The organism is Marinovum sp. E3, assembly GCF_055755275.1.
This window is the reverse complement of sequence record NZ_CM146908.1, coordinates 713,128-739,069: the sequence shown is the minus strand read 5'-3', so window position 1 is coordinate 739,069 and position 25,942 is coordinate 713,128. Positions and strand designations below refer to the sequence as shown.

The following is a 25,942-nucleotide window of genomic DNA, read 5'->3' as shown; positions in this document are numbered from 1 at the left end:
TTCACCCTGCCGCTCTCCGAGGTGCTCAGCGATGCAACGCAAGGCGATCACACGCATTTCGAACTGGTGATCGCCCAGATACGGCTCGACAGCGGTGTCACCGGCTCCGCCGCGCATCCCCGAGGCGCGCCGATGTCAGCCCGGCGCCGCCACCATCGCTTGCAGATCGAAGATCGGCAACAGAATCGCCAGCACCACGACCAGAACGAAGCTGCCGACGATCATCATCAGCAGCGGGTCCATCAGCGCGGCGATGCGCTTGCGGTCGTTCTCCAGCCAGCTTGCCACCAGCCGCGCGGCGCGGTCGGCCATGGGCGCCACCCGCGCGCTTTGCTCGCCAGCGCCGATCAGCTGGCAGCAGACCGGCGGAATCACCGTCAGCTGCGCCAGGGCGCGGCTGAGGCTTTCGCCCCGTTGCAGCGCCACCGAGACCTCGGCGGCCTCGCGCTGAAACCGGCGGATGGTCAGGACACGCTCGGCGCTGCGCACCGCATCAAGCGCGGTCTGCCGGCTCGAGATCACCAGCGCCAGGGTCCGGAGATATTGCAGTGCGGCGGCGTTGCGGATCAGCCGGCCGGCAATCGGCAATGACAGGCGGAACCCGTCCCAACGGTCGCGCAGGCGCGGCACGCGCAGCGCCAGCCGCGCGGCGGTCCCGGCCACGATTACCGCAACCAGGCAGGCCAGCCAGTTGGCTTGCAGCCAGTGCGAAACCGCCAGCAGACGCAGGGTGATCCCCGGCAGCGGCTGGCCGGTCGCCTCGAACATCGTGACCAGCTGCGGCGCGACGCTGGTGACGAGGATGGCGCAGACCACCAGCGAGACGGCGGCAACGAAGGCCGGATAGATCAGCGCCGTGGCCAGGCGCGACTGGTCCTGTCCGGCGGTTTCCAGGTGGTGGGCCAGCTCGTTGACCACCCGTGCCAGCTCGCCCGATGTCTCGCCGGCGGCAATGGCGGCCAAAAAATACGGCGGAAACCCGGCATCGCTGTCACCCAGCGCCCGGCTCAGGCTCTCGCCTTCCTGAAGTGCGGCGCGAGCGGCATTGGCCACCGCTTCTATGCGCTGCGATCCGCCCGAGCTGCTCACCGTCTCGAGCGCCATGTCGACCGCGATATCGGCCGAGAGCAGCACCTCGAGCTGACGGGTGAAAACCGCGCGTTCATCGGCGCTGAGCACGGTGCGCGGTCGCAGAAAGGCGATGCGGCGCCCGGCGGCGCGGGCTTCGATCTCGGCCGGAAACAACCCCTTGGCGCGCAGCTGGTCATTGGCCTGGGTCCGGGTCTCGGCCACCAATGTACCGCGGCGGCGCTGGCCCGAAGCGGTATAGGCGGTGTAGCGAAAGGCGGTCACGGGCTGGTGCCCACGACCCGCGCCACCTCGCGGAAATCGGTGGTGCCGGCGCTGACCAGGCGCAGCGCCTCGCCCAGAAGTGTCTGTTGCGGGGTGAGCGCCAGCGCCTTGAGCCGCTGTTCCGGCGCGCCCTCGTCAATCGCGGCGCGCAGCGCGTCTGTCACCGTGGCGATCTCGTATATCCCGGCCCGTCCGGCATAGCCGCTGCCATTGCACTCCGGGCAGCCCTCGGCATGGAAGACCTCGGCCGGGGGGCTCATCTCCACCGCGTCAAAAGCCGCGCGGGCCACCGCATCGGGCGGTGCCGCGCGGCGGCAGGCGGGGCAGAGCTGACGCAACAGCCGCTGCGCGATAATCGCGCGGACGGTGGCGGCGATCAGGTAATCCTCGAGCCCGAGGTCGCGCAGCCGGATGATCGCCGCGACCGAGGAATTGGCGTGCACCGACGAGAACACCAGATGGCCGGTCAGCGCCGCCTGCGCGGCGACGCTCGAGGTCTCCTGATCGCGGATTTCGCCGACCAGGATGATGTCGGGGTCCTGGCGCAGCGCGGCGCGCAGCCCGGCGGCAAAGGTCAGCCCGATCTCGGCGTGGATCTGGCTCTGGTTGATGCCCGGCAGATCGTATTCGATCGGGTCCTCGACGGTGAGGATGTTGCGCTCGGCCTGATTGGCGAGCTTGAGCAGGGAATAGAGCGTGGTGGTCTTGCCCGCGCCGGTCGGCCCGGCGGCCAGCACGATGCCATGCGGCGCGGCGCTCAGCGCCTCGAGCTCGGCCACCTGCGCCGGGCGCAGCCCGAGATCGGCCAGCGGCATCAGCCCGGCGGTCTTGTCGAGCACCCGCATCACCACTCGTTCGCCGTAGTTGCCCGGCAGGGTCGAGACCCGCACATCGATCGAGCGCCCGCCATAGCGCAACGCGATATGGCCGTCCTGCGGCAGCCGGGTCTCGGCGATGTCGAGCCCGGCCATCACCTTGAGCCGCGAGATCACCCGCCGTGCCGGGGCGCCGGCGCGGTCATAGATCGTCTGCAAGGTGCCATCGACCCGGATGCGCGCGCGCAGCCCGCCTTCATGCGGCTCGACATGCAGGTCCGAGGCCTGGGCCTCGACCGCGCGGCGCAGGAAATGGTTGACCAGCCGGATCACCGGTGCGTCGCTTCCGGTGTCGAGCAAATCGGTCGGCGGCGCCTCGAGCGAGCTGTCGTCCAGCACCACGCTGTCCTGCGCCTCGACCTCTTCGGGCCCGTCCTGGCCATTGCCCTGATAGGCGGCCATCAGCCTGTCCTGAAAAGCGTCGGCGTCGAGCTGGGTGAAATCGACCGGGGCATCAAAGGCGCGGCGCAGGGCCTCGCGCAGCCCGGTGGGCGTGGCTTCCGGCCCGGCCACCAGGGCGCCTTCGGACAGCACAACCTGATGGTCGCGGGCGAAGGCGAACGGAAGCTGTGCCCTTGTGCTCATGCCCTCACCTGCTGAATTCGAGCCTTTTCGGCAGGGCCGGCATCAGCCGCTCGATCACCATGTTGTCCGAGGCGCCGGCCTCGAACGGCTGGTTCAGATCGGCACCGTCGAAGGGCAGCCGGCCCTCGGGGATCGTCGGATAACGGCCATCGTCGCGCGGCGCGATCCGCTCGGTCACAAGCCGGGCCTCGCGGGCGATCTTTCGGGTGTAACGCGTCGCCTCCTCGGCGCTGTCTAGGATGCGGGGCCGCAGCATGATCAGCAGCACCCGCTGCCCCGACGCGACATTGCGGCCGCGAAAAAGATTGCCGATGATCGGCGCCCGGCTCAGCCCCGGCACCCGCTGATCGTTGACGCCCGAGCCGTCCTCGACCAGCCCGCCGAGGATGATCACATGATCGTCGCGTACGATGGCATTGGTCGACAGTGTCCGTTTCGAGGTGATCTCGCCGCCGGCGGCAGAGGCGGAATTGGTCAGGTTCGAGACCTCCTGATTGATCTTGAGCCGCACGTTGTGGTCGGCGGTGATCTGCGGCGTCACTTCGAGCGTCAGGCCGACATCCTCGCGCTGGATGGTCTGAAAGGGATCATTCGGGATGGCGCTGTCGCCGACGGTGGAATAGCTGCCGGTGACAAAGGGCACGTTCTGCGCCACGACGATCCTTGCCTCTTCGTTGTTCAGCGTCAGGATCGAGGGGGTCGACAGCAGCCGGGTCGAGCTCTGGCTGGCCAGCGCGGCAAGAAAGCCGCCGATGCCGGACTCGCCCCTGACCTGCCGGCCACCCAGGAATCCGCCGCTGCCGGGCGCCGAGATATTGCCCTGAAGCACTGAGCTGACCAACCCGGTCAGCGTCGGGCGACCGTCGAGCGAGAACTCCACCCCGCCGACCAGCGCATCGTTGAGCAGCGCGCCGAACTGCACCGAGAGATCCGAGAAATTCTCGACCGACAGCTCGAAGACCACCGCCTCGATCAACACCTGGCTGGGCTTCTGATCGAGCGCCGCGATGGATTGCGCCACGGTCTGGATGCGCTCGGTCGGGCCGGTGATGATCAGAGAATTCTGCTGCGGCTCGGCGACGATATTGATCTCCCCGCCCGAGCTGCCGTCTTCGCCCGTCGCGGCGCCGAAAGAGCGCTGGATCACCGGCTCCAGCTCCTTGGCATCGGCATAGTTCAGTCGCACGACGACGGTGGCAAAGCTGCGCTGCGGCGTGTCGAGCTGGCCGACCAGCCGGCGCACCCGCTGCCGATAGGCCTTGTCGCCCGAGACCACCAGCGCATTGGCGCGGGAATCGGCCGAGACATTGCTACCTTCGGGCCCGAGATCGAGCGATTGCACCACCGCCAGCAGCTCCACCGCATTGGCGTTTTGCAGTCGGATGGTCTCGATCGCGTCGCTCCGCGGGGTGTCGAGCCGGGCCACCAGCGCCGAGATCCGCTGATAGCTCTCGAGCCGGTCGGAGAGCACCAGCAGGTTGGCATCCGGCACCGCCGTCAGCACCGCCTCGCCAGCGACCAGCGGGCGGATCACGTCGACGATGTCGGTCACCGGCACGTTGTTGACCGGGATCACCCGCGTCTGATAGCCGCCGCTGCCCACCACCCGCGGCGGCGCCAGCTCGCGCGCGACATCAAGCGGCACGATGCGGTCGGCCTCGGTGCCCTCGACAATGGTCAGCCGGTTGAGTTCGAGCACATTGAGAAAGATCTCGTAGAGCGCCGCCGGCGTCACCTCGCGCGGGGCCAGCACGGTGACCGTGCCCTGCACCCGCGGATCGAGGATGAAATTGCGCCCGGTGCTGTCGGCGACGATCGAGACGAAATCCCGCAGGTTGGCCTGGCGCATGTCGAGCTTGACCTGCGCCGCGCCGGTCGTGGCCACCGCGAGCCAGATCAACCCGGCAAGAAAGAGACGCTCAACTGTCTTCATCAATTTGCACTTTCAATGTCATGCGCGCCCCGGCCCGCAGAAGCTCAAGCTCGAAATCACGTTGCCGCAACAGCTCCGGCGCGGCCTGGCGCAGCGCGTCGATATCGCCCGCCGGTACGCCGTTCAGCGTCAGGATGATGTCGCCCTTGCGCAACCCGACCTTGTCATAGAGCCGCCCGTTGCGCACCCACATAATCTGCTGCGCCAGATTGCCGTTGCCCTGATCGACGATCTTCGAGCCCCCGGCCAGCCCAAGCGATCGCTGGAACCCGTCGTCGCGCAGCGCCGAGAGCGACAGGCTGGCACTTTGCACCGCCGGCGCTGGCGCGAGTTCTGCCGCAACCATCGGCGCCTCGGCCTCTTCGTCGAACCCGATCAGAAATTCCTTGTCATCCAGAGAGATGCGCACGCCATCCGGCTGAATCTCGATCACCTTGGCTCCGCCCGGCAGCACCGAGCCGACACTGACCAGGTGATCGCCGCTGTCGGCCGAAACGATGGCCCAGCCCCCCTCGCCGCCCGCCACCAGCCCCTTGAGGCTGAAATCCGGTGAAGGCTCGGGCGCGGCGGTTTCGGTGGCGGCCACCGGCTCCGGCGGGATCTCGCCGAAAAGCGCCGGCCAGAGCCACTCGGCGCGGCTCTCGGCGGCCTCGGCGCGGGCAGTCGGATCAAAGGTGACACGGCTCAGCGGGATTTCCGGGCTCGCGGTCAGGATCAGCGCCAAGGCGCCCCCGCCCAGCCCCAACACGGCGGATCCGACAAGCGATAGAATGTGATCTGCCCGAAACACGAGTTGCGCTTCGCTCCTCCATGGATGCCGCCAGCCTCATTGGCGAGTATATTATAGTGTTGCGCCCGGTCCCCTGTGAATGAAAGACAATTTCCAGCAGATTGAACCAACGCGAACTTTTGATATAGTTTAGAAAAAAAGAGGCAGAATTTCAAATCAATTCAATGGGTATGAGCATGGCACGACTCCGCGTTCCGGCCGTGGTCGGACTGGCCCTGCTGGGCTTTTCGGGCTGTACGGATCTCGCCGCCCCGTCCGGTGGCGGCTTTCAGCAGCAATATTTCGCCGCGCGCGATGCCCTGGAAACCGGGCGTTATGATGCGGCCGCCCGCAGCTATCAGAAACTGTTGAAAAACTACCCCGCCGGCGCGGTCGAGGCCCGGCTGATGCTGGAATTGAGTCACGCCCAGCTGCGTGGCGGCGACTACGAAGCCGCCTCGCGCGCGGCGCGCAGCCTGGCCGCGTCGCAGACCGGGCCGGTGCGCGGCATGGCGCTGGCGGTGGCGGCCTCGGCCGACCACGAGATCGCCCGGAGCGCGATTGCCGCCGGCGACCGGGGCGCCGCCACCCGCCAGCGCCTGCAAGCGGCGGCCTCGGCGCTCGATGAGCTGCTGGCGGAATATCCCGGGCTCGACATCGGCAAGGCGATGGCCCGGCGCCGGGCGCTGATCACCAGTGAACTCGCCGCGCTGGGCTAAGCGCCTCAGCGCAGCGGCAGACGTGTCCGCACTTGCCAGCCGCCGGCCTCGAGCCGGTCGGCCAGTAGGTCGAGCGATTGCCGCCAGGCCTCCGGCATCGCCTCGCGCGGGGTGATCCGCGCATCCAGCGTGGCCTCGGCACCGCCGATCAGGCCCGACAACCGGCCCTCGAGCGCGACCGCGGGCCCCGCCAGCTCGAACCTGAGCCGCCAGGCGCCGCCGGCGTCGGTGGCGATGTTGAAACTGCCGTTGCCGAGCAGCGTGCCATCATAATACGCGCCGAGGATGCGCCCCGCCCCGGTCAGCCGCTCCAACCGCCGGGCGGCGGTGACGACGCTGGCCTCGAGCCGGTCCAGCCGCACCTCGCCGCGGGCACCCAGAGCCGGCAGCGCCGCCAGGTCGAGACTGCCGCTGCCGCCTTGCAGCCGGGCATGACTGAACGGGGCGGGCAGCAGCAGATGTGCCGAAGCCTGCGCGCCGGTCGTGCCGGCCGTCACCCGCCAGCGCGGCGCGCCCGCCTCGAGGCCGGCCCAGGCCCAGGTGAGCGCGATATCCTCGGGCCATGGCGTTCCGGCCGCCACCTCGGCACGGCCGCTGACCAGCCCCGCGGCGTCGTCCAGCCCGGCCGTCCAGGGCGGCAGGCTCTCCGGCGCGGCCTGGCGCAGATGGCCGACCGCGCCAAACAGCGCCACCGCCGACAGCAGGCCGACCAGCAGGCCGAAAATGCCCAGCAGCACCCTCATGCCCCCGGCTCCAGAACCAGCGCCACCGCGACATAGCCCGGCGCGCCGAGGCTCTCGATCGAAAAGCTCTCGGGGGTGTAGCCCGCGGTGTCCGCCAGCCCCGCAAACCACGGCATGAACCGGCCAAAGGCCACGCGGTCGAAACGCAATGCCACCCGGTCCGCACCCTGGTTCGACAGCGACGAGACCGCCGCGCGCAGACCGGCGTCAACAAGGCTCTGTTCCAGCCCCGACATGCCCGCAGCGGGCCGCGGACCGGCCTCGCTGGCCGGATCCTCCACTGGCGGATACAGCCGCGCCTGGGTGCTGACCCAGAGATGCAGCTCGCGCGCCTCGGCCAGCCTCTGGCTCGCGGCCTGACGGGCCTCGACCAACGGCAGGAGCACCAAAAACACCACCGCCAGCGGCAGGGCGCCCGCCACCAACAGGCCGAACAGCCCGCGTTCACGGCGGCTGAGCGCGGCAAGGCTGTCCGAGACCGGGATCATCGCAGCCCCCTTTCCGCCGCACCCGGCGCCGCCACGATTTCCACCAGCGCCGCTACCCGCGCATCGGCCTCAGCCGAGGAATTGACCACGCGCGCCCGGGTTGCGCCCCCGTTCAGCCGCGCGACCACCCGCTCGAGCGCGGCAAAGTCGCCAACCTCGAGCTCGACCCGCAGCGGTGTGCCGGCGGTGCGCGTGACGCGGCGCAGGGTGACCGGGCTCTGCGCCAGCACCTGCGCCGCGGCGTGCAGCACATCCATCGAGCCCACCCCCTGCGCCGGGGTGGCCTCGGCCGCCTGCCTTTCGGCCACGACACGGCCCACCTGAAGCCGCAAATTGAGGATCGGCCCGCTGGGCAGGAACGCCGCGCGCGCCACCTCGGTGGCGGCGTCGCGCTGGCGCTGGGCCGCGGCCTCGATCCGCGCGCCGTCGATCCAGAGCGCCGCCGCCAGCGCCGCCAGCCCGGCTGCCATCGCCGCCATCGGCCCGCGCCAGCGCCGCACCTGCCGCCGCACCGCCATCCGGTCGGCAGCAGGATCGCGGAACAGGTTGAAATCGGCCTCGCCATGGCCCAGCAGCGCGGCTTCGTCCGGCCAGCCGGCGTGGATCTCGGCCGAGGTCGCTTCGAGGACGCTGCGCAGGGTCTCGGACACCGGGCTGTCACAAAGGTAGACACGCTGTGGCGCCCCGGATCGCGCCAGGACCGCGCGGAGCTGCGCCAGCGCCACCGGCAGGCCGGCGGCAAAGCCATCGGCCGGGCCGAGCCGCGCCAGCACCCGTTCGCCCTCGGGCAAACAGCGCAGCGCCCAGCCCTCGGCCACCACCGGCAGGACCAGATAGTCGGGCAAGAGCGCGGCGACCCGCCGGCCCTGCTCGCTCAGCCGGTCACGCCAGTCGCGCGCGCGCTCTGCCGTGACCACAAGCGCCGCCGCCGCGCCGTCGCGCCCGGGCCGGTTCACCCGAAGCTCGACCGCGTCGAGATTGTCCTGAAGCAGGTTTTCCACCTGCTGGCGGGCGACCTGGTTGCGGATGCCGCCGCGCAGGCGCGCCGGCAGATCGAGCGGAAAGAGCGGCGCCGCCTCGCCCGGCACCACGGCGATGAATGCGCCGCTTGGGGGCGGCGCATCGCCGCTGTCCATCCGCCAGATATCCGGCGTGGTCCTCGTCTTGCGGCCCTTCATGGCAATGTCATTCTATAGGTTTCCGTTACCGTGCCGCTGCTGAGACTGCGATGCAGCCAGATCATCCGGCTTTGGCGCTGATCGTCCAGTGCGACATCGAGTGCGGCGGCGAAATATTCGCTCACGACGCGAAAATCACGCGGGGCCGGACCGGCGGCGACCTCGCGGCGCAGGATCGTGCCGGCGCGGCTGGCGAAATCGCCGGCAGAGGCAAAGGGCGCGGCCGCCCGCTCGCTTAAGAGCTTCTCGGCATCGCGCAGCGCGGCGCCCGGCAACACAGCGGCCAGCACCGGCGCGCTGGCGGTATTGACGTTGAGCCCGGTGCCCAACGGCAAGGCCGCCACATGCGGCGCAAGCGTGTCAAAGGCCGCCTCGGTCATCCCCGGCACCCGGCGCAGCTCTGCAATTGTGGCGATTGTGCCGCCGGGCGCGGTCACCGGCAGGGCGCGGTTGTAATAGGGCGCCGGATTGGCCGGGCCGCCGGGGCGCAGATGCTCGGTCACCGCGCGACCGAGCCGGATATCCAGCCCGAGCAGGCGGATCAGCCGCTCGAAGGCCGCCTGCGCCGGGCCGGCGTTGTCACTGGCCAGCCAGTTGAGGTTGAACCGGCCTTGCAGGTCCGTGATGCGACCGGCGAGCACACCCCGGTCGATCGGCACCGAATAGCCCTCGGTGGCCCAGATCTCGCCGCCATGGTCGATCTCGGCGCCGGCTTCCCAATCGGCCGTCAGCACCTGGGACACCAGCGGCGTGCCCGCATCGAGATAGAGCGCCATCTGATCGCCACCGTGGATGGCGGCCAGGCGCGTGGTATCGCCCACCGCGAGCGACAACACGGTATTGGCCGCAGCGGTCATCGCCACCACCAGAAGCAGCGCGTTGAGTAGCACCACGCCCCGATCACGGCCGCTATCCCGCCACCGGATCATCGCGCCGCCACGATCCGAAGATCGCCGTGATCGCCGGTTCTCAGCGTGACTTCCACCGCCCGGGGCAACCGGGTACGCGAGGCGGCCTCCTCCAGCCCGAAATCGCTGACCCAGCCGGTCTCGGTCAGCGCCCGGACCTGAAGCGCGCTGACGTCGCGCAGGATCACCTGGTCCGGCCCGGCGACGCTGGCATTGAACGGCGCCAGGTCGCGCCAGTAACGGCGGCGCAGGGTGCCGCTGGCCGCGTCAAGCCGCCATTCGACCCGGCCCAGCCCGGTCTCCTGCGTGCCGGGCAGCCGCCCGACACCGGCAAGCGAGAGGCTGAAGCGGCCGTTGGCGGCATCGGCAACAAAAGCCGGCTGGCGGTCGTCCTGCCCGTCCGGCGGTACAAAGGCAAAGGGCGCCAGCGCGTCGAAATCCGCGCGCAGGCGGGTCAGCGCTTCGCCCAGCTCCCAGGTCGCGGCATGGCGGGTGCCGAGACGGTCCTGCAACAGCACCGTCGCGCTCAACGCCTGCAACCCCATCACCGCGATCAGCGAAAAGATCGCCAGCGCGGCGGTCAGTTCCAGCAGGGTCAGCCCGCGTTCGGATGTCATCCTGCCGCCTCCTCTTCGCCAACAAAGCCCACCACCAGCGCGCCTTCGCCCCCGGGCCCAACCGCCTGAATCCTGAGCTCGGTGTAGCCGCCGAGGGTTTCGGTCTCGGTCACCGCAAGTTGCCAGTCGCGGCCGGCATAGGTGACGGTCTCGGGCAGGCCGCGCGCGGCCTCGGCGCCCAGCGCCCGGAACTCCGCCGCACGATTGAGCGCCACCTGCTGCGCAAAGAGCCGCTCCGGTGCGCCGCCGATCTGAAACCGGGCGGCATCGAAGGCCCGCAGCGCCGCCACGGTGCCGATCGACAGCACCAGCACCGCCACCGTCACCTCGATCAGCGTCAAGCCGCGCTCGCGCGCCCGTTTCGCATCTGCCTGTCTCAGCTCTCGCCGTCGCATGCCAGCGCCCCCCAGCCATCGGCGGCGCAGGTCCAGACCTGCCGTCCGGCTTCGAGCCGCAGGTCGAACGCGCTGGTGCGGCCGTCGGGCAGCAGCGCAATGATTACACGGCCCAGATCATCCCGCAGCGCGCCATAGCCGGCGGTGGCGGTAACCAGACCGTCAAGCGCGGACTCGGCCCCCTCGGGCTGCCATCCGTCCTCTCCCGGCGCCATCCGCGTCACTCCGGTCGGGCTGATCGCAAAGCGCGCCTCCCTCCGGGTCAGAATTGCCTCGCGGCGTGCGGTCGCGAAGGTCTGTTCCAGCCAGGCCACGTCGCGGCTGCCGCGCGGATCGCGCAGGTTGATGGCCAGCACCGCGCCGAGGCTCAGGATCGACAGGACCGCGACGACGATCATCAGTTCGACCAGCGAAAACCCGCTTTGAGGCGTTATTCGACCTGCCATGTCCCCAAATCCGCGTCACTTCCGCTGCCGCCTTCGCGCCCATCGGCGCCAAGCGAAAAGATGTCGAAACTGTCATGGATACCGGGCTGAAGATATTGGTACGCGCGCCCCCAGGGATCGCGCGGCACCCGGTCGATATAGCCCTTGCTGGCATAATTCTCGGGCACCGGCGGCTGGCTTGGCCGTTCGACAAGCGCGGCAAGCCCCTGTTCGGTGGTGGGATAGCGGAAATTGTCGAGCCGGTAGAGCTCGACCGCGCTCTTGAGCACCGAAAGATCGGTCTGCACCCGCGCCGCGCGCGCCTGATCGGGCCGGTCGATCACCCGGGGCACGATGACCAGGGCGAGGATCGACATGATGACCACGACGACCATAAGCTCCAACAGCGAGAAGCCCGCGTCCCGGCCTTGCGTTTTCGAGGGAATGTGGTTGTTTTCAATCATGGAATTATCAATGCCGCGAGGAGAACATGCATCGAGCCTATCCGATGATTGAGCAGCGCTCAATGTTGTTGCGGCTGGTCGGCATCGCGGTTGCAATCGCGCTTGTCATGCTGGTGACCGATCTGGGGGGTGCGGCGCTGCGGCGGCTTTTCCTGCTGGAGAATGACGCCGTGCTGCGGGGCGAGCTCTGGCGGCTGGTGACCGCGCATCTGGTCAATCTCAGTCGTGTGCACACCCATCTCAACATCCTCGGGCTGGGGCTGATCCTGGTCAGCCTGTGGTCGATCCTGACACCCCGGATGCTGGCGCGCGCGATCCTGCTCTCCGGCGCGGCGATCAGCCTGGGCTGGCTGGCGCTGATGCCAGCCGGGGTCACCTATGTCGGATTTTCCGGCATCACCCATGGCGTGATGACCTTTGGCGGGCTGGTGATGCTGCGGACCGGGCCACGCTGGTTCGGCGGGCTGATCCTGGCCTGCGTCGCGGCCAAGCTGGGGCAGGAATTCTTCAATGGCGCGGTGCCGGGCGCCGATGCGGCGATTGGCGGGCGGGTCAGCTTCGTGTCGCATACGCTGGGCACCCTGGGCGGAGCGCTGGCCGCGCGCGAGGGGCCGTTCTGGCCGCGGCTCGGTGTCGGGCTGGTCTGCCTGATGCTGTCGCTGATCCATGCCGAGCGCGAAGCGGCGGCGCTGCCGGCGGCGGTCACCGCCGATGGATGATCTCTGGCTCTGGCTTGCCGTGTTGCTGGCCGGGCCGGTGGGCTCGTTCCTGGCAGTCTGGGCCGAGCGCAGCTGTGACGGGCGCTCGCTCTCGGCGCCCTCGGCCTGCACCGGTTGCGGCAGGCGATTGGCGGCGCGTGACCTGATCCCCGTGGTGTCCTTCCTCTTGCGCAGGCGGCGTTGCCGGTACTGCGGCACCGCCCTGCCCTGGCGCTTGCTGGCGGCAGAGGTTCTGGCGATCGCCGCGGCGCTGGCGGCCATCGTGGTGACAGAGACTTGGCCGGGGCTGGCGCTGACCCTCGGATACCTCTGGCTGTTGCTGGCGCTGGGAGTGACCGACCTGATCTGCCTGCGGCTGCCGGATGTGATGACCGGGCTGTTGTTTGCCCTCGGGCTGGGGCTGGCGTGGCTGGACGGCCGGGGCCCGGGCAATGCGCTTGTCGGCGGGGCAATCGGCGCCGTGACGCTGTTGGCGTTGCGCTGGGGTTATCAGGGCCTCCGGGGCCGTGAGGGCCTGGGGCTGGGCGACGTGAAACTGGCCGCCGGCATCGGCGCCGGGCTGGGCGTGCTGGCGTTGCCTTGGGTGGGCCTGCTGGCCTCGCTGGCCGGGCTGGCGGCGGCGGCGCTGGGGGTCTTCGGCCGCGCCAACCGCGACACGCCCCTGCCCTTCGGCGTCTTTCTTTGCGCGGCGGCGGGGCTTGTCCTGCTGTGGCGGTGACGACTCAGGCGCCCAGGAGCGCCGGAATCCGCTCGACCACCATGTAGGTTGCCACCAGACCAAGGATCACCAGAACGCTCTTGCGGGCCAGTTCGGCCCCCGGTGCGGTGGCCTGGCGCAGCCCCCAGAACAACGCCAGCACCATCGCCACGATAGCCAGCTGGCCGATCTCGATCCCGACCGTGAATGCCGCCAGAGCCGGCACCAGATCGGGCGAGCCGGGCCCCAGCAACCGGGCGAGAACAAAGGAAAACCCGAAGCCGTGCAGCAGGCCGATCAGCACGTAAATCGTGGCAGAGGCGCGCATCCGCAGGTAGCTGGTGATCGCCGCCATGATGATCGTCGCGGCAATCGCCGCCTCGACGGCGGGGATGAACCACGCGCTCCTCGGGGCATACCCAAGGAACCCGGCGGCCAGCGTGACCGCATGGCCCAGGGTGAAGGCGGTGATGTTGCGCAGCAGGCTCAGCGCGGTCGTCGCGGCAAGCGACATGGCCACCACAAGGAAGACATGATCGATCCCTTCGAGGATATGAACGATGCCCTGATAGACATATTCCGCCGCCCAGCCGATCCAGCCCTCGGGCAGCGTCAGCGGCCGTTCGAGCTGGCCCGGGCGGGTGAAGCTGCGCGGCGTGTCGCTGCGGGCATCGACCACATGATTGTCGATCCTGACACCTTCGGCCAGGGTCAGCGCCGGCAATCCGGCCTCTACCGTCAGGGGCAGCAGCAGGGCCTGCGCGTCCAGCCGCAGCCGCATGGCGACATAACCCGAACCGATGCTCACCGGCCCTTCGGGCGACGGCGTGGCCAGCAGCGCGGCCGCCGCCTCGACCGAGGCCAGCCCCTCGGGCGGCGGCCCCGGCAGGATACGGAACGCCTCGATCTCGGGCGTGATCTCGCGTGGGCCGACCCGCCAGCGCAGGCTTTGTGCCAGTCGCGCGGCAAAAGCCTCTGGCGCGGCATTGGCGGCCTCGGGCAAAAGAATGACGCCGGGCGCATCGGCGGGGCCGACGGTGGCAAGAAACCCCTCGGTGTCCCTTTCGCCGCTCAGCACATCGGCAAAAACCAGCGGGATCGGCGAAAAGACAAGAACCTCGGTCAGGCCCTCCGCCTCGCTCAGAAACATATGGCGGATCTTGGTGCCGAGGCTGAAATGCGCCTGCGCCGCACCGGCGATGACAAGGAAAAGACACGTCAGGATATAGATTGCCCGCTGCGCCGGGAAAAGGCGGGGACGTCGCTTGGAAAAACAAATCCGCATGAATTCGCAAGGCTCCGGGTTGATAAAATTCAAGTCACCGAATTACTTGGTAAGTGTGACAATAATTTGCGCGGCCGGCATCACCGGCATCCTTTTTCACCGCGACCGCAGTCCGCGCGCGCCTTGGTGAGGCCAGCGCCCGGGTACGGACACTCTATGGATGCAATCTTTGGACACTCCGTCAAGTATCGCAACAATGTCCGTGGATTGCCAAATCTGCACCCGCAATCGCGCTCCGCTTGTTCCAACTGAGTCGAAATGCCGATCATCGCCATAATAAACTTCACGTTAACAAAGCGTTACAGCAAGAGTTGACGCAGGGACAATACGGCGTTTATCCTCTTCTCATAGATTTTATCGTTTAACCGGGAGTCCGGTCGTGCGGAATATACTGCCGCTATTCTTTTTAATTTTCAGCCTGGTCATTCCGGGTGCAGCGCTGGCCGCATGCGAGACTCGCGACACCCGCAGCATCGACGTGGTCATCGGGCAGCTTGATGCCGGCTCTTATCTTCGCGAAGGATTCAGGATCAGCCCGGACGGCACATTGAGCCGTGCGCTCTGGAACGACGGAAACAATATGCTCGGCCGGTCCCAACTTGTCGACCTTGGGGTAGAGGCATATCAAAGCGCCCTGGCGGATATTTCCCGCACGCAGCCGCGTCACGCCATGGTGCCCAACGATGGCACGATCCCTTCGCCTCCGACATTTACCGTCGAGATCGCCTATCTCGAACCCGACGGCAAAACCCGCTTTGTCTTCCGCATTGCCGCCACGCCGGCGCTGAGCGGGTTGATCGAGGCCTGGCGCGGCGCGGCGCCAGTGAGTGCGCCGCCCAGCGGAAACTACATCTGGTCCATTCTGGCGCCAAACAACCCCGGTCGTGCCGATCTCGCGCTTTCCGCGGACGGCTGTGGCGGGGACATTGAAAAGAATTTGGCTGAGGCACTTGGCGGAAGTCACATTGTAACCCGTACCGACAGTGCGTTCCGGGGGTTCGTCGAAACCAACCCGGGCCGGTCCCGATTCATAGCGGACCTGCCGGACGGCCACGCGTATTTTGGTATTCTTTCGGGCAGGTGACCGCTTAGCGGCACTCATGCGCCCGATGGATGTTTGTTCGAAAAACCATTGATCCAGGGGGAGTTCGTCTGATGAAGCATGTACGACACACTATAGCCAAATTATTGGCGACCGCCGGGGTGGCCTGTTTGGCGGCCCAGCCGGCCTATGCCGCCTCAAGTTGGTTGTCGACGGTGACAACCATCGAGAATGGCGCGCGCACGACCTACAGTGCCGGGGAACTGAGCAGCCGACCGCTGCCAAGGGCCACCAGCACCACCGCGGTCTTCGATCTCAGCATCTCGCTCGAGGAAAACCCGCAGGGCGACGACGAGTATCCGGAAGAACCGACACCGGCCACGGATGACGACGACCAGAACAAATTCGAGAAGAAAATCGAAGAATTCGCCGACGCCGTCTTCCAGATGACCAACGGCAAACACAAGATCGGCAAGGTCACGATCTTCCGCGATGGCGATCAGGCCAACAACACCGACGTGCAATGGAAGGAAAACTGCACCGACAGCGATCCGACCACTACGGCCCCCGGGCCGCGGGCCAATCCGAGCGGCTTTGGCGTGGCGGGCGCCCGGATCTATTTCTGCACCAACTGGGAAGGCGCGCCGACGCTGATGGACACCCCCAAAGGCGCAGGGTTCACCCTGGCGCATGAATGGGGACATTACACCTACGGCATCTATGACGAATATGTCGCCAACTGCGGCCAGACGCCGGAAACCAACTGCGTGATCTTCTTCCCGCGCTCGACCGATACCGCCTCGTCGCCGTCCATCATGAACGGCCAATGGACCGCGGTCAGCGGCAGCCAGGACTGGCTCGAGGTTTCGACCCTCGGCGTCGAACCCTATGCCACACAGGCCGATGGCGACGACAAGAACGGTCAGGCCAGGGTGTTCGGCGAAAACGGATGGGCCACGCTCACGCGTGATCCGGCGACTGACCCGCGGCACAGCTTCCTGCCGACGCGGACGCAATACACCAACCTGGTGGCACCCACCGCGCCGAACCTGATCGTCAACGATGACGAAAGCACCGCCCGCAGCGAGCTTGACATCATCTGGGCCGGCAATCAGGTGGCGGAACTGATGATCGACACCTCGGGGTCGATGTCAGGCACGCCGATTTCCAATGCCAAGACCGCGGCCAGCCTTCTGGTCGGCCAACTGACCCCGGGCGAAAACGCCGTCGGCGTCGGCCGGTTCACCAGCAGCGCCACCCAGGTCTTTGCGATCACCGATATTCCTGATCCGGATACCGGCGTGCGCAGCGGCGCCCAGACGGCCATCGCCGCCTTCAGCGCTGGCGGGGGCACCGATATCGAGGACGCGGCCTTGACCGCGCTGGCACAGGTGCAGGGCTTCCAGGGCGGCACCCGTCCCTCGGTGGTCTATCTGCTGACCGATGGTCAGAGTTCGGTCAATCAGACGACCGTGATCAACGCCTATACCGCCGCCAAGGTGCCTCTGGTGACCTTCGGCTTCGGCTCGGGCGTGAACGCCGGCCTGTTGCAGAGCCTGGCCAATGGCACCGGCGGGCAGTACTTCTTCTCGCCCACCACGCTGGCGCAGATCCAGCAGGCCTTTGTCGCTGCCAATGCCGCCTTCTCGTCGAGTGTGGTTGTGCAATCGACCACTGCGGCGGCCACCGCCAGCACCACCGACGTGCGCAATGTCACGCTTGACAGCTCGCTGGCGACAGCGGCGATCAACGTCTCCTTCGCGGGGGCGGTGACCGATGTCTCGCTGCGGCTGCTCGACGGCACCGGCGCGGACACCGGCGCGGCCTTTACCTGCAACGCTGGGGCCGAGGTCTCCTGTGACGCCGAGGTCGACGTTACGACCCTGGGCGCAGGGCAATACGGGGTCGAGGTGGTGAACAACACCTCGAGCGACATCGATGTTTCGGTTCTGGTATCGGGGACACCCTCGGACTTCGAGAGCTATGACATCGCCGTCGAGTTCAACAACGTGAACTATCCCCAGAGCTTCGCGATCGAAGCCACCGTCACCGACGGCCCGGCAATCACCGGTCTCGACGTGACGGCGACGGTGACCAAGCCGGACAGTTCGACGGTCAATCTGCCCTTGCTCGACGACGGCAAGAACTCCGACCGGCTGGCCGACGACGGCACCTACACCGCGGATGTGCCCTACGACATGGACGGCACCTATACCGCGGTGGTCACCGCCGAGAACACGTCAGGCAATGCGCAGACCACCTTCACCGCGACTGCGATCTCGGTGGATGAAAACGGCAATGGCGTGACCCCGACACCCACCAACATCACCGAGATGTTCACCCGCGTTGCGGTGACCAACGCGGCGGTGACGGGTGTCGCACCCGACGATCACAGCAATGATCCGTCGGTGCCCGGAGCCTGTACCGCAATCACCGACAACAACGTCGATACCGCCGGGCGGATCGACGCGGCCGGCGACGTGGACTGCTTCTTCTTCACGCCGACCTCCACCGCCAATGATCTGATCGCCCGCGTGACTTCGCTGGCGCTGGACATGCAACCTGTGGTGCGGGTCTACGACGCGACCGGTGGAACCGAGCTGCTGATGGTCGACCTGTCGACCAGCGCCAATGCGGCTTCGGGGGCTGTGGCCACGGTTCCGGCCTCTTCGCTGGATGCCGCGGGTCACGTGGTCACGGTGGAACACGCCGATGCCACGGCGGCCATGGGCAACTATGCGGTCTCGATCGGGGCAAAACTGGCCTCGGATGAGCCGGTGAAAGTGCCTGATGGCGGCGGCAACGGCGGCGGCGGCGGCGGCAATGGCGGCGGCGGCGGTTCCGGCGGCGGCATCGGCCCCTGGGGCGTGATGTTCGCGGCACTGCTCGCCCTGATCGGCCTGAGACAGCGGCGTCGCATCATGTAATCGCTGGCGGAGATCAGCAAAAGAAGGCCCGGATAATCCGGGCCTTCTCGGACCACTGGCAAACCCCGTCATTTTGGCGGGGTTTTGTTTTGACGTGTGAGGTTCGGAGCTGGTTCCAGGCCTGCGGGACATGGCAGCCCATGGTGCCAATACGAGTTTCTTGATGTTCTGGGCGCTGGCGGCGAGGAGGCCCTGGCCGACATCCGTCCCGTCAACTCTGCGACGCCGGTTCTGACGGAAGGGCGCGGCGGGCGGCCTTGGTCCGGGCACAGAGGCCTTCGGTCATCTCCCCGACGAGCCCCAAGTCGATGCCCGCGCCGATCTTGCGCAAAGGACCATCGCCAGGCACCAACCGCTCCAGCGTCACCGTCTCAAGATCGCTTTGCTGCGATGACCAACACACCCCATAGACTCAAAAGTCCCCGCACGAGGCGAGGACTTTGTTGGCAGGCCGAGGCGGCGCGAAAGTGCCACCCGCTGCCTTGTGTGAGATCAGAAGAGAAACCGCGTGGCCCTGGCGGCAAATCTCTCAGCCGTTCGACCACCGGGTGACCAGGTGACCAGTCTGCGCTTGCTTGACGAACTGTCGCAGGCGCCGAGCAGCCATGCACATCACCGGCACACCCACCATCGAAAAGAGCGAAATGCCGAGATAGATGCCGAAGGCATCGCCGAACGAAAGCCCCTGCGCCAGTGCATAGATCGCGGCAAAAACGCCGGCCAGCGCTCCGAATATGACACATGCTAGCATGACTATACTCCATTTCAGGTTGTATCCATGTTGGACCAAATTGTGCGCACTGGTCCAGAGACAATCTTGGCGTGTGCGATATTTCGCTGAAAATTCACGTAAAACATGCATGTCTTCTGCGATTTTTGCGGAAACTGGGTAACAAGGCACCTCAGAGGGTGAAAAATGCGGCATCGGGGCCGGTCTGACGCGATTCGCGACGGCCGCTTTGGAGTGATTTTCTTCTGCAATTTCGCGCCAGTGGGTTGAAACCCACCCTGCGGGCAAGCGAGGCCAGCAGTGGCACGGCACCCTGCATCGGGACGGTCGGCGAAGTCCGCCGTGGGGTGGATTTTCAACCCACCCCTGCGCGCAAGCGGGCTAAAACCCACCCTGTTTCATTTCAGGCAAAGGTTACCTGGCTATTGAACACGTCAAGCGTTGAACGCGAACCACCAATTGGAACCATTCCAAATTCGCATTCAACGTTCTATCCCGCGGCTGGGAATTAAAATTGATACGCAATTGATTTATCAACTTCAAAGCACTTTGGGATTCAGCCGACCGCCAATTCCACGGGGTTTCAACCCAAGACGGCCTGAAACTCCCGCCACTCGCCTTTGGACATGCCGGAGGTTTCCTGCGTCACCTCTTCGCCTTTCAGCATCCGGCGCACACAGTCGAGTGCGGTCGACGACAGGGTCGCCCCGCCCATCCGGTAATCTTCGAAGGCGCGAAAGGCGAAGGGCACCCAGTCGGCGACAACCTTACAGATTTCATCCGCATAGACCCGGATCTCGTATTGCGCATGGGCGTCGGCACGCAGGCGCAGGAAATGCAGCAGATTGTGCAGATCGACCTTCCAGTACCATTGCGTGTAGATGTTGGCCGGCAGGTTCATCCGCGCCAGCTCTCGCGCCAGCCCCTGCTGACCGTCCGACGAAATCATTTCCTCGTAATGGTCGTAGGCCCGCATCGCATCGTCGCGCAGATAGCGCAGCACGCGGTCGGCCTCTTCCCCGGTCAGCGCCTCGCCCCGACCCTGGTTGTTGACCACGGATTGCGCCGCCAGCGCATCGCGCTCGGGGATGTAGAACTCGCGGTCGAGGATCGAATAGCGGGCGGAATATTCGTTCACGTTGGCGGTGCGGTGGCGAATCCACTGCCGCGCCACGAACACCGGCAGTTTGACGTGCAGCTTGATCTCGCACATCTCGAACGGCGTCGAGTGCCAGTGCCGCATCAGATAGCGGATCAGCCCTTCGTCGTTCTGCACCGACTTGGTGCCGCGACCATAGCTCACCCGGGCGGCCTGACAGATGGCGGCATCGTCGCCCATGTAATCGACAACCCGCACGAAGCCGTGATCGAGCACCGGATAGGCGGTATAGAGATGCGCCTCCATCCCGGCCGAGGTGGCGCGCAGGGTCGGTCGCGTCTCGGCCCGCAGAGCTTCGATTTCGGCGGCCTGTTCGGGCGTGACGGACATGGGGCGAATCCTTTCTACAAGATGAATCAGGGCTCCACTATATCTGGTGTGGCGCCCAAGAAAAAAGCGGAGACTTGGTATGCCCGATTTGCCGCAGTTGCCGGGTGTCGGGCGCCCGCGCGGCTTTTTACATTGACTTTCAAGGCCCCGAAAATCAGCGTGTGGACAAAACAAACGGGCAAAGACCGGGGCAGTTTCATGAATCGTTTTGTATTACCGCTGATTGCAGCGGTGGCCGTCAGTGCCTGCGAAGGCAGCACAGGCAAAGACAATCCCTTCCAAGAAGATCCGGAAGACACCGAAGAGCAGGCCGAGGCCAGCACGATCAACGAGGCGCTGGCGTCGAATGTGTCCAACGTGTCCAAGCCCGGCGCCGACACGATCACCGTCGAGATCTTTGCGCTCGACGGCACGCCGCTGACCAATTCCTTCACCCGCAATGCCGCGCTCGATACCGCCGGCTACATGGCCTATACCACGCAGGAAGATCCGCTGGACCGGATGTTCATTGCGCTGGCGGCCGAGAGCCTTGACGGCAGCGTGCATGCCGGGGTGGCCATCGATGGCGGCCAGTTCAACTATTTCCACGGCGGCGGCTATTACCAGCGTGACGGCGGCTTCAATGCGCCGTCGATCGGCAACGGCCCCGGCGAAGGTCAGGTCTCTTATGCCGGCAACTATGCCGCCGTGACCAATATCAGTAGCTCCGAGGGCGCCGATCTGTTGCCGATCCCGCCGGGCGTCGACCCGGACGATCTTCCCGATCTGCCGGGCCAGCCGTCGCGCATCGAGGGCACGATCTTCCTCAACGCAAATTTTGCCGACAATGCGGTGAATGGCGAGATCTACAACCGCGTGCTGATCAGCCCGATCGACAACACCACCACCGTCGTGCTCGACGATCTGACGCTGGTGGTCAGCGACATCGACGAAAACGGCGAGTTCTTTGGCGATGTCGAGATGAGCGGCGAAGTCGGCTCCGACGTCGGCGATTACGGCGGTATCTTTGGCGGCAACGGCGCCACCAGCGTGGCCGGGATCGTTTCCGTCAGCGATCACATCGACGATGTCGAGAACGAACAGGAATACGGTGTCTTCGTGCTGACGCAATGCGGCCAGCCGAACGATGCGGCGGTCTGCGATATCGTCGCTCCGAACTGATCCCATGTTGCGCCGTGTCGCAATCCTCGGGCTGTGCCTGGGCCTGATCGGCCCGGCATGGTCCGACAGTGCGCCGCCCGCTGCACCGGCTTCGGAGTTGCTGACCCCCGAGGACAGCCGCGCGCTGATCCTGCGCGCGCTCTCTGCCGACCGGCATGACATCGCCGGCAAGCTGGCGCTGGGCCTGTTGCGCGCCGACCCCGAGGATCCCTTTGGCCATATGGTGATGTCGACCGTGCTGATGCGGGCCGGCAATCTCGAAGAGGCGCGCCGCGCGGCCAAGCTGGCCTATCGCCACGCCGACACCAGGCGCCAGCGCCACGAGGCCGCCCGCGTGGTGGCCGCGACCGAGGCCCGCGACGAGCGGTTTGTACTGGGCCAGCTCTGGATGCGCCGGGCGCTTCAGGCCGCCCCCACCGCGCCGACGCGCAACCGGTCGATCCACGAATACCGCGCCCTGCGCAGCGCCGCCCGGCTCAAGTTCCAGATCGCGGGCCAGATCGCGCCATCCTCGAACGTCAACAATGGCTCGGCCGACCGGATCAACGTGATCGACGGCATTCCAGTGGTGGGCATCCTGCCCGCCGCGAGCCAGGCGCTGTCGGGCACGATCGCCGAGGTCGGGGGCAGCTTCAGCTACCGGCTGCATCAGGGCGCGGCATCGGAAACCCGGTTGACCGGGGGCGGCCAGCTGCGCCGCGTCAGGCTGAGCGACGAGGCACGGAAAAAGGCACCGCAGGCCGAGGACGCCGACTATGGCTCGACCTATGTCGCCCTCGGACTGTCGCATCACCGCGCCCTGGGGGCCGCCGGCGGGCTGGCCTCCGCCCGGCTCAGCTTCGGCCAGGTCTGGAATGGCGGCGACCGGTCCTACGATCTGGCCAGCGGCGGGCTGTCTTACGGTTTCGACCTCGGCCCCGAACTGCGACTGACCGCCGGGGCCAACTATCAGATGCGCCACAACGACGCCAACGGTCTGGCCGATGTCGAGACCACCGGCGTCAGCTTTGGCGCCATCCACACCATGGCCAACAAGGACCGGCTGGCGCTGACCGTGGGCACCACCTGGGCCGCCTCCGACAATGGGCAGTCGCGCTCTACCGAGCGCTCGGCCCGGCTCTCCTATCACCGCGCCAAGCCGATCGGGCCGGTTTCGCTCTCGGCCGCGATCGGAGTGTCCGAGACCACCTATCCCGATTACCGCATCCTGTTCTGGTCCGTCCCCGGCGGGCGCGAGGACACCCGCAGCAGCGCCGAAGTCAATGTCAGCTTCGACCGGTTGGGCTACATGGGCTTCACCCCCACCCTCAAGCTCTCGTCCGAGCGCACGCTGTCCAACGTCAGCCGCTTCGAGACCGACGAACTCTCGGTCTCGCTCGGGCTGCGCACGGCATTCTGAACGCCAGACCACTGGACATCGCCGCCCCCGTGCCCGAGGCTCCGCCCCAGCAAACAAAGGAGACAGGCATGGGCTTGCGCTATCTGCACACCATGGTCCGGGTCAAGGACCTCGAAACCTCGATGAATTTCTACCAGCTTCTGGGCCTCAGAGAGACCCGCCGCAACGAGAGCGAGAAAGGCCGCTTTACCCTGGTCTTCATGGCGCCCGAGGGGCAGGAGGACTGCCCGATCGAGCTGACCTACAACTGGGACGGCGACGAGGGCCTGCCCTCCGACAGCCGCCATTTCGGCCATCTCGCCTATCGCACCGAGGACATCTATGCGCTGTGCCAGAAACTGATGGACGCGGGCGTCACCATCAACCGCCCGCCGCGGGACGGCCACATGGCCTTTGTCCGCTCGCCCGACAATATCTCGATCGAACTGCTGCAAGAGGGCGACAACCTGCCATCGCAAGAGCCCTGGGCCAGCATGGAAAACACCGGTCACTGGTGATGCCCCGGTTGGCCGCCCGTCTTTGGACGACCCGTCTTCTGACTGCCTGTCTTCTGGCCCTCTGGGCCGGGGCGGCGGCGGCCAACTGCCGGCTGGCGCTGGTGCTGGCGGTGGATGTCTCGGCCTCGGTCAACGCCTCCGAGCATCAGCTGCAACGCCAGGGCCTCGCGGCCGCGCTCACCGATGACGCCGTGGCCGAGGCCATCCTCGAAGGCTCCGGCCCGGTGGCGCTGGCAATCTTTGAATGGAGCGGCCGGCAGCAACAACAGGTCCTGCAAGACTGGCTCCTGCTCGACAGCGCTGAAGACCTGGCGGCGGTCGCCGACCGCGTGCGCCGCCTGCCGCGCTCCTATTCCGAATTTCCCACCGCCATGGGCTATGCCCTGGGATTTGCCGCCGGTCTGCTGCAACGGGCCCCGGTTTGTTTGCGGCAGGTGGTGGACGTCTCTGGCGACGGCATCACCAACGAAGGTTTCCGGCCGCAGCTCGCCTATCGCCACTTTCCCTTTGACGGGGTGACGGTGAACGGCCTTGTGGTCACCGGCGACGACACCCGCGTCGTGCCGTATTACCGCCAGGAGGTGCTGCGTGGCCGGCGCGCCTTTCTCGAAGAGGCGCAGGGCTTCGAAGGCTTCGAGGCGGCGATGACCCGCAAGCTCTACCGCGAAACCCGCGAGCTGGTTCTGGGCGCCACACCGCAGCGCTGAAAAGGCTTGCCGGACCCCGCCAGAGTGGTAGAGCGGAGCCATGCAGACGCCCCTGACCCACAGCCAGCACATCCGTGCCATCACCCGCATCGGCCTGCCGCTGGTGGGCGGGCACCTGGCGCAATTCCTGATCGGTCTGACCGACACGGTGATGATGGGCTGGTACGGGGTCGAGGCGCTGGCGGCGCTGGTGCTGGGCACCACGGTGTTCTTTGTCACCTTCCTGCTGGGCTCGGGCTTTGCCTTTGCGGTGATGCCGCTGGTGGCCTCTGCCGCCGCCGAGGGCGACGAGATCGGGCTGCGCCGCATCACCCGCATGGGGCTCTGGCTCTCGGTGATCTACGGCGCGCTCTTCCTGCCGATGTTCTGGTTTTCGGCGCCGCTGCTCGAGGCGCTGGGGCAGGCGCCCGAGCTGGCCGCCGAGGCCCAGGTCTATCTGCGCATCACCGGTGTGGCGCTGATCCCGGCGCTGCTGGTGATGGTGATCAAGAGCTACCTCGCGGCGCTGGAACGCACGGCGGTGGTGTTCTGGATCACCGTGCTGGCGGCGGCGGCAAATGCGCTGGCAAATTACATGCTGATCTTCGGCAACTGGGGCGCCCCCGAGCTGGGCGTCGCCGGCGCCGCCTGTGCCTCGCTGATTGTGCATCTGGTCTCGCTGGTGGGGGTGGTGATCTATGCCCGCGCCACCCTGCCCGCGCACAACCTCTTTGCCCGGCTCTGGCGCCCGGATTTCGACGTGCTGGCCCGGGTTCTGCGCATGGGCGTGCCGATCGGCCTGACCAATTTCGCCGAGGTCGGGCTCTTTGCCGCCTCCTCGATCATGATGGGCTGGCTGGGCACCGTGCCGCTCGCCGCGCATGGCATCGTGCTTCAGATCGGCACCGCCGCCTTCATGATCCACCTCGGCCTGTCCAATGCCGCCACGGTGCGCGCGGGCAATGCCTTTGGCCAGAAAGACCGGCTCGCGCTGCGCCGCGGCGCCCAGAGCGTCATTGCCCTGTCGGCCTTTTTCGCCGCGATCACCTGCGCGATCTTCCTGATCTGGCCCGAGGCGCTGATCTCGCTCTTCCTGTCGGACAACGACCCCGACCGCGCCGCGATAGTCACCATCGGCACCGGCCTTCTGGTCATGGCGGCCCTGTTTCAGCTGGCCGACGGCATGCAGGTGCTGGCCCTGGGCCTGTTGCGCGGGGTCCAGGACACGACGGTGCCGATGATCATCGCCGGCATCAGCTATTGGGGCCTCGGGCTGACCACCGCCTATCTGCTGGGATTCACCTGGGGGTTCGGCGGCATCGGGGTCTGGGCCGGGCTGGTCATCGGCCTGGCCGCCGCCGGGGTGATGATGATGTCGCGCTTCTGGCTTCGTGCCGACCGCCTCGCCACTTCCGGCCCGGCCTCTGTCTCGTAACCGCTCCAGAAAGGCGGCCCTAGTCTTTCAGCAGGCGATCGGCTTTCTTGCGCACCAGCACGCTGCGCAGATCATGCATCGCCAGCAACAGCGCATCGGTCACCTGATCGAGCTGCTCCGGTGTTGCCCGCGACTGCGCCCATTGCGTGGTCAGGTTCATGTGATCTACCGCACGCAGGATGTCGTCGAGGTCGCGCGCTTCGAGCAGGGCCTGCCGCTCGGCGATCCAGCGGTCGATCTCGGCCCGGTCCGCCGCGCTCAGCTCGCGCCCGCCATGCGGCTTGACCTCGCCGTTGCGGATATTGACCACCGCGATCTGGTCCATCTCGATCCGCCGGTGCCGGTTGCCGGTGTCGATACGGAACACCAGGGCGCCGTTCTCGCGCACGCGAAAGTAATATTCTGGCAGACCGGAGGTCATCG

Annotated in this window: 27 protein-coding genes; 11 read left to right on the top strand and 16 right to left on the bottom strand. The window is 66.8% G+C overall.

Features of this window, described 5'->3' with window-relative positions; translation table 11 throughout:
• Positions 1 to 135: 135 nt before the first annotated feature.
• From AC0J5K_RS03660 to AC0J5K_RS03645, 4 genes are read right to left on the bottom strand one after another with little or no spacing between them, the layout of a single operon-like run.
• A complete protein-coding gene (locus AC0J5K_RS03660) occupies positions 136 to 1,353 on the bottom strand; it encodes a type II secretion system F family protein (protein ID WP_274565612.1) in 1,218 nt (405 codons plus the stop codon).
• A complete protein-coding gene (locus tag AC0J5K_RS03655; RefSeq protein WP_274565613.1) occupies positions 1,350 to 2,813 on the bottom strand; it encodes a GspE/PulE family protein in 1,464 nt (487 codons plus the stop codon). The genes AC0J5K_RS03660 and AC0J5K_RS03655 overlap by 4 nt, the downstream gene beginning before the upstream one ends.
• Before the next feature lie 4 nt (positions 2,814 to 2,817).
• Positions 2,818 to 4,746, bottom strand: a complete 1,929-nt coding sequence (gspD, locus tag AC0J5K_RS03650) for a type II secretion system secretin GspD (RefSeq protein WP_074834460.1) — start codon at positions 4,744 to 4,746, stop codon at positions 2,818 to 2,820.
• Positions 4,733 to 5,494, bottom strand: a complete 762-nt coding sequence (locus tag AC0J5K_RS03645; RefSeq protein WP_274565614.1) for a type II secretion system protein N — start codon at positions 5,492 to 5,494, stop codon at positions 4,733 to 4,735. Before AC0J5K_RS03645 ends, gspD begins: the two co-directional genes overlap by 14 nt.
• A gap of 218 nt (positions 5,495 to 5,712) precedes the next feature.
• Between AC0J5K_RS03645 and bamD the strand changes: the two genes are divergently transcribed.
• Positions 5,713 to 6,234 carry an outer membrane protein assembly factor BamD gene (gene bamD, locus AC0J5K_RS03640; RefSeq protein WP_170850494.1) on the top strand — a complete coding sequence of 174 codons (522 nt, stop codon included), beginning with the start codon at positions 5,713 to 5,715 and terminating at the stop codon, positions 6,232 to 6,234.
• Between the two features lie 5 nt (positions 6,235 to 6,239).
• Here the strand turns inward: bamD and AC0J5K_RS03635 are convergent, their stop codons facing one another.
• Genes AC0J5K_RS03635 through gspG form a run of 8 tightly spaced genes read right to left on the bottom strand, consistent with a single transcriptional unit; the run spans position 6,240 to position 11,452 of the window.
• Positions 6,240 to 6,977 (bottom strand): type II secretion system protein N, encoded by a 738-nt coding sequence (locus tag AC0J5K_RS03635; RefSeq protein WP_274565615.1) that lies wholly within the window; start codon positions 6,975 to 6,977, stop codon positions 6,240 to 6,242.
• Complete coding sequence (gspM, locus tag AC0J5K_RS03630) at positions 6,974 to 7,465, bottom strand: type II secretion system protein GspM (RefSeq protein WP_274565616.1); 492 nt, start codon at positions 7,463 to 7,465, stop codon at positions 6,974 to 6,976. Before gspM ends, AC0J5K_RS03635 begins: the two co-directional genes overlap by 4 nt.
• Positions 7,462 to 8,643 carry a type II secretion system protein GspL gene (gene gspL / locus AC0J5K_RS03625; RefSeq protein WP_274565617.1) on the bottom strand — a complete coding sequence of 394 codons (1,182 nt, stop codon included), beginning with the start codon at positions 8,641 to 8,643 and terminating at the stop codon, positions 7,462 to 7,464. Before gspL ends, gspM begins: the two co-directional genes overlap by 4 nt.
• Positions 8,640 to 9,536 carry a type II secretion system minor pseudopilin GspK gene (gene gspK, locus AC0J5K_RS03620; protein ID WP_274565618.1) on the bottom strand — a complete coding sequence of 299 codons (897 nt, stop codon included), beginning with the start codon at positions 9,534 to 9,536 and terminating at the stop codon, positions 8,640 to 8,642. Before gspK ends, gspL begins: the two co-directional genes overlap by 4 nt.
• Before the next feature lie 32 nt (positions 9,537 to 9,568).
• Entirely contained in the window at positions 9,569 to 10,168 is a 600-nt protein-coding gene (locus AC0J5K_RS03615; protein WP_274565619.1) for a type II secretion system protein GspJ, read from the bottom strand.
• Positions 10,165 to 10,563 (bottom strand): type IV pilus modification PilV family protein, encoded by a 399-nt coding sequence (locus AC0J5K_RS03610; protein ID WP_274565620.1) that lies wholly within the window; start codon positions 10,561 to 10,563, stop codon positions 10,165 to 10,167. The genes AC0J5K_RS03615 and AC0J5K_RS03610 overlap by 4 nt, the downstream gene beginning before the upstream one ends.
• A complete protein-coding gene (locus tag AC0J5K_RS03605) occupies positions 10,545 to 11,009 on the bottom strand; it encodes a prepilin-type N-terminal cleavage/methylation domain-containing protein (protein WP_274565621.1) in 465 nt (154 codons plus the stop codon). Before AC0J5K_RS03605 ends, AC0J5K_RS03610 begins: the two co-directional genes overlap by 19 nt.
• On the bottom strand, positions 10,994 to 11,452 hold the full coding sequence (gene gspG, locus AC0J5K_RS03600; RefSeq protein ID WP_048530035.1) for a type II secretion system major pseudopilin GspG: 459 nt from the start codon (positions 11,450 to 11,452) through the stop codon (positions 10,994 to 10,996). Before gspG ends, AC0J5K_RS03605 begins: the two co-directional genes overlap by 16 nt.
• Positions 11,453 to 11,478: 26 nt before the next feature.
• Between gspG and rrtA the strand changes: the two genes are divergently transcribed.
• Together rrtA and AC0J5K_RS03590 are read left to right on the top strand one after the other, a co-directional pair.
• On the top strand, positions 11,479 to 12,171 hold the full coding sequence (gene rrtA / locus AC0J5K_RS03595) for a rhombosortase (RefSeq protein ID WP_048530034.1): 693 nt from the start codon (positions 11,479 to 11,481) through the stop codon (positions 12,169 to 12,171).
• Positions 12,164 to 12,889, top strand: a complete 726-nt coding sequence (locus tag AC0J5K_RS03590; RefSeq protein ID WP_274565622.1) for a prepilin peptidase — start codon at positions 12,164 to 12,166, stop codon at positions 12,887 to 12,889. Before rrtA ends, AC0J5K_RS03590 begins: the two co-directional genes overlap by 8 nt.
• Before the next feature lie 4 nt (positions 12,890 to 12,893).
• On the opposite strand, the gene AC0J5K_RS03585 is transcribed toward AC0J5K_RS03590, so the two are convergent.
• Positions 12,894 to 14,018: a HupE/UreJ family protein gene (locus tag AC0J5K_RS03585; RefSeq protein ID WP_423135777.1), complete on the bottom strand. Its 1,125-nt coding sequence runs from the start codon at positions 14,016 to 14,018 to the stop codon at positions 12,894 to 12,896.
• On the opposite strand from AC0J5K_RS03585, the gene AC0J5K_RS03580 reads away from it, so the two are divergent.
• The 3 genes from AC0J5K_RS03580 (at position 14,019) to AC0J5K_RS03570 (ending at position 18,122) form a co-directional block, all read left to right on the top strand.
• Complete coding sequence (locus tag AC0J5K_RS03580) at positions 14,019 to 14,405, top strand: hypothetical protein (protein WP_423135776.1); 387 nt, start codon at positions 14,019 to 14,021, stop codon at positions 14,403 to 14,405.
• 127 nt (positions 14,406 to 14,532) lie between these two features.
• Positions 14,533 to 15,237, top strand: coding sequence for a hypothetical protein (locus AC0J5K_RS03575; RefSeq protein ID WP_274565624.1), 705 nt, complete (start codon positions 14,533 to 14,535; stop codon positions 15,235 to 15,237).
• 173 nt (positions 15,238 to 15,410) lie between these two features.
• Positions 15,411 to 18,122, top strand: a complete 2,712-nt coding sequence (locus AC0J5K_RS03570) for a VWA domain-containing protein (protein ID WP_170850490.1) — start codon at positions 15,411 to 15,413, stop codon at positions 18,120 to 18,122.
• 529 nt (positions 18,123 to 18,651) lie between these two features.
• On the opposite strand, the gene AC0J5K_RS03565 is transcribed toward AC0J5K_RS03570, so the two are convergent.
• Positions 18,652 to 18,873 carry a hypothetical protein gene (locus AC0J5K_RS03565; protein ID WP_074834435.1) on the bottom strand — a complete coding sequence of 74 codons (222 nt, stop codon included), beginning with the start codon at positions 18,871 to 18,873 and terminating at the stop codon, positions 18,652 to 18,654.
• 562 nt (positions 18,874 to 19,435) lie between these two features.
• The gene (gene thyX / locus AC0J5K_RS03560) at positions 19,436 to 20,341 is read right to left on the bottom strand and encodes an FAD-dependent thymidylate synthase (protein WP_048530023.1); all 906 of its coding nucleotides are present in this window, start codon (positions 20,339 to 20,341) and stop codon (positions 19,436 to 19,438) included.
• A gap of 198 nt (positions 20,342 to 20,539) precedes the next feature.
• Here thyX and AC0J5K_RS03555 point away from each other — a divergent pair, with 198 nt between their 5' ends.
• The 5 genes from AC0J5K_RS03555 (at position 20,540) to AC0J5K_RS03535 (ending at position 25,519) form a co-directional block, all read left to right on the top strand.
• Positions 20,540 to 21,502: a hypothetical protein gene (locus tag AC0J5K_RS03555; RefSeq protein ID WP_048530021.1), complete on the top strand. Its 963-nt coding sequence runs from the start codon at positions 20,540 to 20,542 to the stop codon at positions 21,500 to 21,502.
• A gap of 4 nt (positions 21,503 to 21,506) precedes the next feature.
• Complete coding sequence (locus tag AC0J5K_RS03550; protein ID WP_274565625.1) at positions 21,507 to 22,901, top strand: porin family protein; 1,395 nt, start codon at positions 21,507 to 21,509, stop codon at positions 22,899 to 22,901.
• Between the two features lie 68 nt (positions 22,902 to 22,969).
• Entirely contained in the window at positions 22,970 to 23,398 is a 429-nt protein-coding gene (locus AC0J5K_RS03545) for a VOC family protein (RefSeq protein ID WP_048530018.1), read from the top strand.
• The gene (locus tag AC0J5K_RS03540; protein ID WP_420398623.1) at positions 23,398 to 24,105 is read left to right on the top strand and encodes a DUF1194 domain-containing protein; all 708 of its coding nucleotides are present in this window, start codon (positions 23,398 to 23,400) and stop codon (positions 24,103 to 24,105) included. The genes AC0J5K_RS03545 and AC0J5K_RS03540 overlap by 1 nt, the downstream gene beginning before the upstream one ends.
• A gap of 40 nt (positions 24,106 to 24,145) precedes the next feature.
• Complete coding sequence (locus AC0J5K_RS03535) at positions 24,146 to 25,519, top strand: MATE family efflux transporter (RefSeq protein ID WP_048530017.1); 1,374 nt, start codon at positions 24,146 to 24,148, stop codon at positions 25,517 to 25,519.
• Positions 25,520 to 25,538: 19 nt separating this feature from the next.
• Here the strand turns inward: AC0J5K_RS03535 and AC0J5K_RS03530 are convergent, their stop codons facing one another.
• Positions 25,539 to 25,940: a hypothetical protein gene (locus tag AC0J5K_RS03530; RefSeq protein ID WP_048530015.1), complete on the bottom strand. Its 402-nt coding sequence runs from the start codon at positions 25,938 to 25,940 to the stop codon at positions 25,539 to 25,541.
• Positions 25,941 to 25,942 lie beyond the last annotated feature (2 nt).